The sequence below is a fragment of the Christiangramia qingdaonensis genome (assembly GCF_048381525.1).
Lineage (GTDB): Bacteria > Bacteroidota > Bacteroidia > Flavobacteriales > Flavobacteriaceae > Christiangramia.
Window position 1 is genome coordinate 656,909 of sequence record NZ_JBLWIM010000008.1, and the last position, 12,145, is coordinate 669,053.

Here is a 12,145-nt window from a genome sequence, read left to right on the forward strand (position 1 = left end):
AATCCAACAAATCCAACCGGAAATCGAAACGAGGAAACCAATAAGGTGGATATAGATGAAAAGACCATCAAAGATCAGCAAAACAAAAAATAAATGGGTAGAGGTGATAAGAAAACTAAAAGAGGTAAGATCGCGATAGGAACCAGTGGGAAGCTAAGACCAAAACGTCGCAAATTTAAGATCAAACCTACTACACTGGCTAACCAGGATAAAAAAGAATTGCAGTAATCTAGAAAAATTCTTTATACTGAAGAACCCTGAAATCAAGAGTATTGAATTCAGGGTTTTTCTTTTTCAATTCTTTGTAAAGTTCAGAACTGCCAATGGAAATATTCGCAGCACCAGAAGGTGCAATTAGCGATACAGTCTTGATTGATCGCCCTTCCAGAATAAACTGATGAACTCTGGGTGATTTATTTGACACGATCCTTAAGTTCACCTCTGCCGACTGTTCTTTGAGATATTTTCTAAAGAAATATTCTGGTCCGTTTTTAGAATTACCCCCTGTGAAAAGTAGCGTATCGATTTTTGGATACTTCCGAAGAATTTCAAGCATATCACGCAGCTCCACTTTTTGCATTCCCAGATCACTTGCATCGATCTTTTCGCGCCGGCTACTTTCCACTATATCGCAGATCCCAATTTTTCTACTTTTCAAAAAATCCTGTCGTTGCTGTATCGCTTCTGAAGTATTCTCATATTTCAGATCTAGCTGAAATATACGATCCAGCACTGGCCACAATAAGCCATCCCTGCTTCCGTAACAAAAATCGACATCATCTGGCTTTAATTCCCTACGCGTAAAACGTGGAGGCGGCAGCGTACCAACAATAAGTTTTGTGGCGGTTTCAGGAATGAATGGCGGAAATGGATGTGTGTGATGAAAAAGCTCCAGAATATTATCTTATAAAGGTTGGCTGATCTTCTTTCTCCGTATGTTCTTCACTAAATCGATAATCATCGTAATCGAATCCTTTGATATCTTCCAGAGTTTCACAATTCTTGTCGATGATATATCTTACCATAGAACCACGGGCTTTTTTCGCATAGAAGCTAATGATTTTGAGCTTACCGTTTTTGTAATCCTTGAAAACTGGTGAAATAACCGGAACTTTTAGTTGTTTCGTATCAACTACCTTAAAATATTCATTACTTGCAAGATTCAGGAACAACTCATTCTCCTTCAACTCATCATTCAGCGATTGCGTGATCTTTTCTTTCCAGACTTCATAAAGATTATCCTTTCTTTCGATTCCAATAGAAGTACCCATTTCCAGCCTGTAAGGCTGCATTAAATCTAATGGTCTTAAGATCCCATACATCCCGGAAAGAATTCTTAAGGTATCCTGAAGTTTATCAAGTTTATCTGTCGAAATAGTATATGCATCCAAACCTGTATAAACATCCCCATTGAACGCATACATCGCCGGTCTTGAATTCTTTTTGGTATGATCTTCTTCGAATTCCTGGTACCTCGTATAATTCAGGTCAGCCAGTTTATCGCTAATGCTCATTAATTCTGAAAGATCTGACTTAGTCTGGCGAGATAACTTTCTATTAAGCTTAGCAGTGGTTTCCAGAAATTGCGGCTGTGTACCTCGATCGCTGGGTAGTTTTGAATCGTAATCCAGACTTTTAGCTGGGGAAACAACAATTTTCATTTTCCTGTTTTTCCCAAATATAAGCCGAATCACTAAAATTTCTGAAACCTATTAAAATTAGTTATCGATGGATCAATAGAGAGCTTTTATCCTAAAGATTCTCAGGCTGACTTTTGGCATAAGATCTCCATTTATCCACGCAATTTTGAATATCCTCAGGTATTTCAGTATCAAAGCTCATCCATTTTCCTGTTTTTGGATGTGTAAAGCCTAAGGTTTTTGCATGCAAGGCCTGCCTTGGAAGTATTTTAAAACAGTTATCTACAAACTGTTTGTACTTGGTAAACGTGGTACCCTTAAGGATCCTATCTCCTCCATAGCGCTCATCGTTAAAGAGCGTATGTCCAATATATTTCATATGAACCCGTATCTGGTGGGTTCTACCAGTTTCCAGTTTACATGAAACTAAGGTTACATATCCCAGTCTTTCAATCACTTTAAAATGCGTTACCGCTGGTTTTCCTTCTTCTGCAAGGTCTCCTTCGTAAACTAAGTTCTGCAATCTATTCTTTGGGTTTCTTCCAATATTTCCCTCTATTGTTCCTTCATCTTCCTCTATATTCCCCCAGACGATCGCTATATATTCTCTTTCGCTCGTCTTGTCAAAAAATTGCTTTGACAGGTGAGCCATCGCTTCTTCGGTCTTGGCGATCACCAGTAGGCCGCTCGTATCCTTATCGATCCTGTGAACCAATCCCGGGCGATCACTACTATTATTTGGTAAATTATCAAAGTGATGTACAAGTGCGTTTATAAGAGTTCCACTATAGTTACCATGACCGGGATGCACTACCATTCCAGCTGGTTTATTAACTACCAGCAGCGTATCATCTTCATACTCAATATCAAGTGGAATATCTTCAGGCACCAGTAAGTATTCGTAAGGAGGATGCTCGAACATCACCTGCACGGTGTCTCCAGCTTTTACCTTAAAATTTTGCTTTACGGTTTCCCCATTTACATAGATGTTGCCGCTCTTAGCCGACTTCTGAATTTTATTACGGGTAGCATTCTCGATGAAATTCATCAGGAATTTATCCACTCTTAGTGGTTTTTGACCGGAATCTGCTACGAACTTATGATGTTCATAAAGACTTTCATTCTGGTCGTTATCTTCAATTTCGTCGTTCTGGTCTATATTAGAATTCATCTACTTCGCTTTCAGTTTCCTGTTGAACATCCAGACTATCGTCTTCAAGTTCTCTATATCTTCCACTACCATCGCCCAGTACAAGGTCTAATACAGAAGTTTTCATTAATTTCTCACCAGCTTCCACCAGCTTACCTTTATGTCTAATTTCCAGCACAGCATCTTCAGCAATGTCTGGCTTGTAGCTTACATCACCAATCTCAAAACCTAAAGATCTTAAGGTTGGTTCTACCTGTCTGCGGGTTTTTCTGATCAAATTCTCTGGAATTTCAACTTTACGATATCCGGAAGGATTCAGGGTTAAGTAGATCTTACGGTCTTCCTTTACAAATTTACCCGGTGCAGGTGCCTGTTCTATTACTGAATACCTTGGAAAATCCGGATTAAAATTCGCAGAATCGAGGATTTCGAAATCAAGATTAAGTTCATCCAGGCGATCCTCCACAATATCAAGATTCATCTTGGCGAGGTCGGGAACTTCGATTCGCTGATCCTGGTTCGTGGAGTAATCCAGCCATTGCATAGCCAGAAAAGCAAGTACAACCAATACAATACCGGCAAGCACCAATTGAATTAAAAAGGTCTTGCTGAAAATAAATCGAAAAAATCCCATAGCTTCATGATAATGGACAAAGATATAAAACCCTTTGGTTTTGGTGACTGCCCTATTAAGTGATATTTTTGTTTAACGCCTTCAAACCGGAAATATTGAATATGAAGAAAACTATCGCCATCGCTATGGGCGGTTATTCCAGTGAATACCGCATTTCGATAAACAGTGGTAACATCGTTTATAAAAATCTTGATCGTGACCTTTACGAGCCATACCGTGTTCATATTCTGCAAAGCGAATGGTTCGTGGTAACAGAAGATGACACCCCTTATCCTATCAATAAAAGCAACTTTACGGTTACCATCGATGACAAGGTTATTAGCTTTGATTGCGTTTTTAATACGATTCATGGTACACCGGGAGAAAACGGACTACTTCAGGCATATTTAGAGCTTATTGGAGTACCTCAAACCAGTTGTGACTACTACCAGTCGGCACTGACCTTCAATAAACGGGATCTTATTTCGGTTTTAAGACCTTACGGAGTCAAAACTGCCACAAACTATTTTCTGAATAAAGGCGAGGATATCGACACAAAGGCTATCGTAGATCGCGTTGGTCTACCATGTTTTGTGAAGGCTAATCGTGCAGGAAGTAGTTTTGGGGTAACTAAAGTTAAGACCGAAGAAGAAATAGTTTCCGCGGCGAAAACTGCTTTTACTGAAGATGATGAAGCGATCATTGAATCATTTCTGGATGGAACTGAAGTCTCTGTTGGCGTGATCATGTACAAAGGCGAAATTGTCGCTTTGCCGGTTACTGAAATCGTTCCAGATGGGGAGTTTTTCGATTATGAGGCCAAATACCTCGGGAAATCCCAGGAAATTACACCAGCTAGAATTTCCGAAGAAGATACTTTGAAAGTACAGGAAATTGCCAAAATGATCTATCGTAAACTGAAGATGAAAGGTTTTTCAAGATCAGAATTTATCTTTCATGATGGAGAACCACATTTTATAGAAATGAATACTAATCCTGGAATTAGCCAGGCAAGTATTTTACCTCAACAAGCCGAAAAAGCAGGAATCACACTAAAAGACCTATTTGGCAGTGCCGTGGAAGCAGCATTGAATCAATAGGAATTAAATCGCGAATTATGAAAATAGCAGTTTTCCCAGGTAGTTTTGACCCGCTAACCTTAGGTCATACAGATATTATCGATAGAGCTCTGCCTCTTTTTGACAAGATCATTCTGGCAATAGGCACTAATTCCAGTAAAAAATATATGTTCAGCCTGGAAGAAAGATTGCATTTTCTAACAGAAACTTATAAGGACGAAGCAAAGATTCTGGTAGAAACTTACAGCGGACTTACCGTAGACTACTGCAAAACCAAAGATTCAAAATTTATTTTGAGAGGTTTGCGTAATGCCCAGGATCTCGAATTTGAAAAAGCGATTGGTCAAACGAATTACAAAATGGCGGGTATTGAGACCATATTTTTAATATCCAGTTCTGGTCTCGCTCATATTTCTTCCACCGTCGTAAGAGATGTGATGCGTCACGGTGGAAGTTATGAATTTATGGTTCCTGAAGTCGTAAAGACCCGGTCTTCTTAAAGGCTTAGTTTTAAATTTAGACCAGCGTAATAATTTCTTGGCATTCCGGGGTAATAATAACGTGGGGCAGAACCTCCAAAACCTACCGCGTTGGTTACAATACTTGAAGCATAGAGCTCATCTGTAATATTATTGATTCCAAAGCTCGTACCTGCCTGCAAATAACTGGTTAATTTCGTATTGTAATTCATTCTGAAATTCAGCAATTCGTAAGCTTCAGTAAATCCGGAATTTGAATCATCCAACGCCATTTCTCCAAACATCTGGTAATTTACATTGGCTGAAAAGTCCTTATAATCGAATCCAATGGTTGGTGTCACCATATATTCCGGAACACCTGGTAATTCATTTCCAGAATAATTTTCTCCCAGATCCACGAATTTATCAAAGGTATAATTGGTAATATTCGCATTTAGCCTAAAGTTCAACGAGACAACATTCGAAATTGGTTGTTGGTAAACTGAAGTAAATTCCAGCCCATAGTGATCAGACTTTCCTGCATTGACTCCCACATAGCGATCCCGGTCAATTCGTCTGACTACCAGAAGATCCCGAATCTGTATAGAATAAGCGTTCACTTCAGTATATAACCTATTTTCAAGCCAGTTACCCTTAAAGCCTAATTCGTAGTTCCAGCCAGTTTCTGTTTGAAGATCTGTGTTAATATTTCCTTCCGGAGTCAAGGTTTGCGCTACCGTAGGAGTGGAAAATCCATGACTTGCTGATGCATAAAAGTGCTTCCCGGCAAAAGCTTCATAGCTTAACCCCAATCTAGGAGAAAGCACTGCATCAAAACTATACTCTCCGGACTGATCTTCTGAATCCTGATTAAAATTATCCTGTAAATCGTAGGAAGTAGTATTAAAATTCAATCCAAGATCGGCAGTCAATTTTGATGTTAATTCCAGCTGAACCTGTCCGAAGAAATTGATATAATTTCGATCCTGTTCATTATTGCTTAGACTATTCCCCTGAACGCTGCCTTGATTCTCAAAATCCTGATATAGGTTCTGGTAGGTTTGAACTTCGTAGAACTCCAGCATCCCTTCAGCTCCAAAACTGATTTTCGCAGGCATACTGGCGATAGAAGTTTCGTGATTGAAATTGGTTCGCAGACCAATAGAATTCCTGTTTTCATCAAGAATATCAAACGGTCGTGGTTCATATCCATCCCGGGAATTCAGAAAAACCGTGGTTTGATTCTTCCAGCTTTCAGAAAAATTGTGGGTATAGGCTAAACCAAGGATATTTTTATCATAAGATTCATAACCTTCAGCACTTTCCCATGTGAAAGCAGCCTTTGTGGGTGAGTTCAGGAAATCATCCTGATTCAGAGAACTGGGAATAAAGGCTTTTAGATTGGTATAATTGTAGAAAAGATCCCAGCGATTTCCTTTTTTATTTAGCAAACCAGCTGTCACTACAAATGAATTTCGATCGTAAGCGCCGTTATCACGATACCCATCGCTATCCAGTTTATTATAATTGATCGCAATGTCAAGACTATCTTCTACGTAGTTCACATTTACCCCCGTTTTCATAGTATTAAAACTTCCGTAGCTAAAACTCGTCTTTACAGAGCGCTGATACTGCCTGTTTCGTTGAGTATAAAGATTGATGGCACCTCCTAATCCGGCCCCAAATATGGAAGAAACCGGTCCTTTATAAATCTCAATCCGGTCAAGGTACGAATTGTCAAAATCGTCCAGCGTTAGTTCACCTTCAGCAGTGGTGAGAGGAATTCCATTGATATAAGCTTTGATACGGTTCGTACTGTATTGAGCACGAGCGCCAATTCCTCTAATATCGATCTTATTGGTATTCAGCGCACCCTGACTTACGAAAACGCCGGGTACATAATTGAGATTTTGCACCAGGTTGAAATCATCTGCTCGTTTAAGGACTTCTGCTGAAAGCAAACTCACCGCCGCTGATTCCTTCAGTAATTTCTGCGGAATATTGGAACTACGTAAAACAACTTCAGACAGAACATCTATATCTCGCTGTAGTTCAATAATTTTTCCTTCTTCTGAAGCATCAAAAATTTCAGTAGTGGTCTTATAGCCTATAAATGAAAATTTCAGCTTCAACGGAAAACTGATTCCGTCAAAACTGAAATTTCCATTCCTATCTGTTACCTGGATTTTTCCTGATCTTACAGCAGTCACCGTAACATCATTCAGAATTTCTCCAGATTCGGAGTCCTTTACTTTCGCTCTAAAATTCTGTGAACTTACTATAGCAGAACTGAATAGCAAGAAAGCAAGGACTAAATGTAGTTTCTTCAAATTTTCTAATTATTCTGCGGAGACTCTCCAAATTGTATTCCCGTCGTCATCATTCACAAGTAAAGATCCATCAGGAAGCGTTGTTACACCAACTGGTCTACCATAAACCTGGCTTGAATCGTTGCTGGCAATAAAACCAGTAAGGAAATCCTCCGGTTCCTGCGGGTTTCCGTTCTCATCGAATGGAATAAATACTACTTTATATCCTGCAAAATTCGATCTGTTCCATGATCCATGCTGACCTACAAATGCTCCATTATGATACTTCTCTGGAAATGCTTCTTGAGTATAAAAAGTCAATCCAAGTGATGCTGTATGAGCACCCACTGGCACATCTGGAATAATAGCCTTTTCTACCAGCTCATTATGTGGATCATTGGCCCATCTTGGATCTTTGATATCACCATAATAAGAATATGGCCATCCATACCAACCACCATCTTTTACACTGGTCACATAATCTGGAACCAAATTATCACCAATCTTATCTCTTTCATTCACGGCTGCCCAAAGTTCGCCAGTAATTGGATTCCAATCCACACCTACTGGATTTCTTAATCCGGAAGCATAAATTCTTTCACCACTACCATCAGGATTGATCTCGATTATATTCGCTCTGCGTTCTTCTTTCTCCATCCCGTGTTCACCCACATTACTGGAACTACCTACAGTGATGTATATTTTCTTATTATCAGGACTGGCGATCATATTTCTAGTCCAGTGGTGATTGTAACCACCTGCAGGAAGCGCATAAACCTCTTCCTCTTTTTGATCAATAGCATTCTGTCCCTCCTTATATGGAAAACGAACTACGCCGTCTACATTGGCTACATAAAACCAGTCTCCCATTACCAGCATTCCGTATGGTTGATTCAGGTTTTTAAGAAAACTGTATCTTTCATCAGGTACTCCATCCTGATCTTTATCACGAAACATCGTAATCTTATTCGCACTTTTCTTGGCGTCATCAGACTCTACTACGAAAATATCATGATTTGGAGCGACATAAGTTCGTCTTGGATGTTCCAGACCTTCGGCGAATTTTGTCACTTTAAAACCAGCCGGTGCCTTAGGCATCTCTCCTTCTGGCCACTCTACTAGCTTGCTCTCCTTACTTACAGATTCAGTTGAAAACGGCGCTGGTAGTTTTAGTTCCCCAACGTTAGTTTTAACGATATCTGGTCCAGATTGAGCCAACTCATTCTTTTTCTCCTTACTCAGATTTTCAATAGCCTGACCCATCATATTTACCGAAAATAGGACGGTACCGGCTAAACATAGATTTCTTATATTCTTTCTCATCTTTCAGTTTTCAACAAAATTAACCTGTTTTTTATAGCTGCAGTAAACTGGGGAAGGGATTAGTTTTAATTTAACATCGACCTGTAACCTGCTAGAAATGCTCTCATTTTTAGCAATAGTGTCAGTTTTTGAGTAAGTTTACGCTTCCATTTTTAGAAATATTTATGAAAAAATTGTGGTTGATATTGGGGCTGGCAATCAGCTTTAGTTCTTGCGACTTTTCGAAATACAAACTGGTTAAGGATTTCGATTTCGAAACGCGTTTCGAAAAATCTGGTGGTAAGGAAACTGGCACTTACGAGGAAGTTATTAGCTATTACGAAAAACTCGCTGAAGCATATCCTTCCGTAGACCTTATTGAATTTGGAAGCACAGATAGCGGCTATCCTTTGCACCTGGCCATTTATAATGCCGATGGAGAATTTGACCTGGACAAAATACGTAAGTCGCATAGTTTTATTCTTATCAATAATGGAATTCACCCTGGTGAAAGTGATGGTATTGATGCGACAATGATGCTCTTCAGAGATATGGCTGGAGATTCCATAAATTCACCAAAAAATACGATCGTTGCTACAATTCCTATTTACAATGTTGGTGGAGCACTAAATCGTAACTCCGGCACAAGAACCAATCAAAATGGCCCAAAGGAATACGGTTTCCGCGGAAATGCCCGTAACTATGATCTTAACCGGGATTTTATAAAAGCCGACACTAAAAATGCTCAAACCTTCTACGAGATTTTTCACTACGTAGACCCGGAAGTATTTATAGATAATCACGTAAGTAATGGTGCAGATTACCAGTATACGCTTACCCACCTTTTTACTCAGCATGACAAACTTGGAGGGAATCTTGGTAAATATTTAAATGAAACCATGATGCCCGCTCTGGAAGATTCCTTAAAGAATAAAAATTGGGATATCACGCCTTATGTAAATGTTTTCAACGATGTTCCAGAAGCAGGTTTTGCTCAGTTTATGGATTCTCCCAGATACAGCACAGGTTACACCACTTTATGGAATACCCTGGGAATGATGGTTGAGACACATATGCTGAAAAGATATGACAAGCGAGTTTACGGAACCTATGAATTGATGCAGTCCATGATCAGGATCACAGACAAAGAATCATCAAGGATCAAAGATTTACGAAACCAGGCGAAAAGAAAGTATTTGACAGACAGACATTATATCCTGAAGTTTAAAGTTGACGAGGAAAACCCAAGCAAAAGAGATTTTAAAGGTTATGAAGCTGAAAATATTGCTAGCGAAGTCACAGGTGGTGAACGCCTGAAGTATGATAATAGTAAAGAATTCACTAAAGAGATAGAGTATTACGATAATTTCAAGGCTACTGAAGAAGTAGAGATCCCTCGAGCTTACGTGATTCCACAAGGTTGGTGGCAGGTTGTGGACCGTCTTAAAATGAATAATATTAAGATGGAACCGCTAGATCGTGATACATTGATCCAGGTGGAAGTTTATAAGATCGAAGATTACGATACTTCAAAGAACCCATATGAAGGTCATTATCCACATAAAAATACGAAAGTAAGTAAGACAGTGGAAGAAGTCCGTTTTAGAAAAGGAGATTTCCTCGTAACCACTTTTCAGGATGGAGCCCGATACCTTCTGGAAACTCTGGAACCTTCTGCTACAGATTCTTTCTTTAACTGGAATTTCTTTGATACCGTTCTTCAACAGAAAGAAGGCTTTTCTCCTTATGTTTTCGAAGATAAAGCGAAAGAATTGCTGGACAATAATGCTAATCTTCAGAAAGAATTCGATCAAAAGAAAAGGGAGGATGCAGATTTCAGAAATAACTGGTATGCGCAGCTGGATTGGTTACATAAGCAATCTTCAAACTACGAAGAAGCACATTTACGCTATCCTATCTTTAGATTGCCCCGCTAAATAACGTTCAGGAAAAAGCATTAAAATATTCGCATAGGATTTTGTGAGTGCCTTCTGGGTCTTCTCATAATTCTTCCATTTGGCTTTTTTAATTCCTTCTTTAGCTTCCGGAACTAATTCACCTTCATATTCAGTATACATTTCGTACCAGTAAGTTTCCTTTAAGCGAAGTTTGCCATTCCTTTTAAAAATATGAAAGGTCCTGGTGATAAAACGTTTGATCTCAAGTCCCTGAACACCGGTCTCCTCCTCTACCTCACGAATCGCGGAGTCCTCTATACTTTCATTTTTTTCTGTTTTCCCCTTTGGAAGGTCCCAACGATTATTGCGATAAATAAATAGGATTTCTTCTTTGGAATTGATCACCATTCCACCAGCAGCAGTAACTACCTTCATTTTCTTCAGAAGAAGATCCAACAACTTGGTTTCATCCTTATTATAAAGATTTACGTGGGTGAGTCTGCCATCCAGGATCTTCCGGACTATTTTTTTGAGACGAACTGTTTTTAATCGATAGTTCTTATAGTTTCCTCCAAAATCCTTTCTCGTAGAAATTATTATGGGGATATCATTCACAAAAACTTTATACATTTGTATCTATGATTTTGAATAAGGAAACAGCAAAAAAGACCGCTGAGCTTTTAATGCAAATTAAAGCAATAAAATTAGAACCGCAAGAGCCTTTTACATGGGCTAGCGGCTGGAAGTCGCCAATCTACTGCGATAACAGAATTATCCTTTCCTACCCTAGCATAAGAAACTATGTTAGAGAGCATTTCGCCAAGCAAATTGAATTGAAATACGGCAAAGCAGATGTTATTGCTGGAGTTGCGACCGGTGCAATAGGGATTGGAATGCTGGTAGCAGAATATCTAAGTCTTCCATTTGTCTATGTACGGCCTGAACCAAAAAGCCATGGTAGAAAAAACCAGATCGAGGGAAATCTGGAGCCAGGACAAAGCGTTGTTGTTATCGAAGACCTTATCAGTACTGGTAAAAGCAGTCTGAATGCGGTTAACGCGCTAAAAGAAGCTGGTGCTAATGTCAAGGGAATGTTCGCTATCTTCACCTACGGTTTTGATGCTTCCGAAGAAAATTTCAAAGCTGCAGAAATAGAACTACACACGTTGAGCGATTACGATCATTTGATAGACACTGCTCATAACACTAATTATATAAACACTGAGGAAGCCGGGATTCTTAGAACCTGGAGAAAAGATCCGGCAAACTGGAAACCATAATATGAAATTAGAAAGTCAAAAAGTACAAGCGAATAAAAGTCAGCAGGAAATGTTCAATTTCCTGACCAATGTTGAGAACTACGAAGAAATCATGCCGAAGAGTAAGGAAAAGTTCGTAGTTACTGCTGAGGATACCTTTATTTTTCAACTGAAAGGTATGCCAGAGATCAAACTGAAGATCACTGAAACTAAGGAACCGGAATTAGTGGTTCTGGGATCAACTTCAGATAAGTTTCCATTTAGTTTGAATACCCATATTTCTTCTGCTGGTGAAAATAGCAGTGAAGTGCACATGGATTTTGTAGGAAAATTTAATGCGATGATGGGTATGATGATCAAAGGCCCGCTGCAGAAGTTCATCAATTCTCTTACGGAGAATATTGGTAAGCTCTAAAATTTTTAAAAGCCGGATTCAA

At 39.2% G+C, this 12,145-nt stretch carries 13 protein-coding genes; 6 read left to right on the plus strand and 7 right to left on the minus strand.

Going from position 1 to position 12,145, the window contains the following annotated elements:
* Positions 1-93: 93 nt before the first annotated feature.
* Entirely contained in the window at positions 94-228 is a 135-nt protein-coding gene (locus ACNI3T_RS03705) for a 30S ribosomal protein THX (protein ID WP_141876970.1), read from the plus strand.
* Position 229: 1 nt separating this feature from the next.
* Here the strand turns inward: ACNI3T_RS03705 and ACNI3T_RS03710 are convergent, their stop codons facing one another.
* The 4 genes from ACNI3T_RS03710 to ACNI3T_RS03725 all read right to left on the minus strand — a co-directional run bounded on the left by ACNI3T_RS03710 (position 230) and on the right by ACNI3T_RS03725 (position 3,424).
* Positions 230-895: a uracil-DNA glycosylase family protein gene (locus tag ACNI3T_RS03710; RefSeq protein WP_418226853.1), complete on the minus strand. Its 666-nt coding sequence runs from the start codon at positions 893-895 to the stop codon at positions 230-232.
* A gap of 4 nt (positions 896-899) precedes the next feature.
* Entirely contained in the window at positions 900-1,661 is a 762-nt protein-coding gene (gene yaaA, locus ACNI3T_RS03715) for a peroxide stress protein YaaA (RefSeq protein ID WP_418226680.1), read from the minus strand.
* 91 nt (positions 1,662-1,752) lie between these two features.
* Complete coding sequence (locus ACNI3T_RS03720) at positions 1,753-2,811, minus strand: RluA family pseudouridine synthase (protein ID WP_418226681.1); 1,059 nt, start codon at positions 2,809-2,811, stop codon at positions 1,753-1,755.
* Positions 2,801-3,424 carry a PASTA domain-containing protein gene (locus tag ACNI3T_RS03725; protein WP_295178882.1) on the minus strand — a complete coding sequence of 208 codons (624 nt, stop codon included), beginning with the start codon at positions 3,422-3,424 and terminating at the stop codon, positions 2,801-2,803. The genes ACNI3T_RS03720 and ACNI3T_RS03725 overlap by 11 nt, the downstream gene beginning before the upstream one ends.
* Before the next feature lie 101 nt (positions 3,425-3,525).
* On the opposite strand from ACNI3T_RS03725, the gene ACNI3T_RS03730 reads away from it, so the two are divergent.
* Positions 3,526-4,503, plus strand: coding sequence for a D-alanine--D-alanine ligase (locus ACNI3T_RS03730; protein WP_418226682.1), 978 nt, complete (start codon positions 3,526-3,528; stop codon positions 4,501-4,503).
* Positions 4,504-4,520: 17 nt separating this feature from the next.
* Positions 4,521-4,982 (plus strand): pantetheine-phosphate adenylyltransferase, encoded by a 462-nt coding sequence (gene coaD, locus ACNI3T_RS03735; protein ID WP_418226683.1) that lies wholly within the window; start codon positions 4,521-4,523, stop codon positions 4,980-4,982.
* Here the strand turns inward: coaD and ACNI3T_RS03740 are convergent.
* Complete coding sequence (locus ACNI3T_RS03740; protein ID WP_418226684.1) at positions 4,979-7,270, minus strand: TonB-dependent receptor domain-containing protein; 2,292 nt, start codon at positions 7,268-7,270, stop codon at positions 4,979-4,981. The genes coaD and ACNI3T_RS03740 overlap by 4 nt on opposite strands.
* A 9-nt stretch (positions 7,271-7,279) precedes the next feature.
* Positions 7,280-8,572: a PQQ-dependent sugar dehydrogenase gene (locus ACNI3T_RS03745; protein ID WP_418226685.1), complete on the minus strand. Its 1,293-nt coding sequence runs from the start codon at positions 8,570-8,572 to the stop codon at positions 7,280-7,282.
* Between the two features lie 164 nt (positions 8,573-8,736).
* Between ACNI3T_RS03745 and ACNI3T_RS03750 the strand changes: the two genes are divergently transcribed.
* The gene (locus ACNI3T_RS03750) at positions 8,737-10,488 is read left to right on the plus strand and encodes a M14 family metallopeptidase (protein ID WP_418226686.1); all 1,752 of its coding nucleotides are present in this window, start codon (positions 8,737-8,739) and stop codon (positions 10,486-10,488) included.
* Here the strand turns inward: ACNI3T_RS03750 and ACNI3T_RS03755 are convergent.
* On the minus strand, positions 10,456-11,079 hold the full coding sequence (locus ACNI3T_RS03755) for an NUDIX hydrolase (RefSeq protein ID WP_418226687.1): 624 nt from the start codon (positions 11,077-11,079) through the stop codon (positions 10,456-10,458). The genes ACNI3T_RS03750 and ACNI3T_RS03755 overlap by 33 nt on opposite strands.
* Positions 11,080-11,087: 8 nt before the next feature.
* On the opposite strand from ACNI3T_RS03755, the gene pyrE reads away from it, so the two are divergent.
* Together pyrE and ACNI3T_RS03765 are read left to right on the plus strand one after the other, a co-directional pair.
* Positions 11,088-11,729, plus strand: coding sequence for an orotate phosphoribosyltransferase (gene pyrE / locus ACNI3T_RS03760; protein WP_418226688.1), 642 nt, complete (start codon positions 11,088-11,090; stop codon positions 11,727-11,729).
* A 1-nt stretch (position 11,730) separates the two neighbouring features.
* Positions 11,731-12,123: an SRPBCC family protein gene (locus tag ACNI3T_RS03765; RefSeq protein ID WP_322302045.1), complete on the plus strand. Its 393-nt coding sequence runs from the start codon at positions 11,731-11,733 to the stop codon at positions 12,121-12,123.
* The last annotated feature ends 22 nt before the right edge of the window (positions 12,124-12,145 follow it).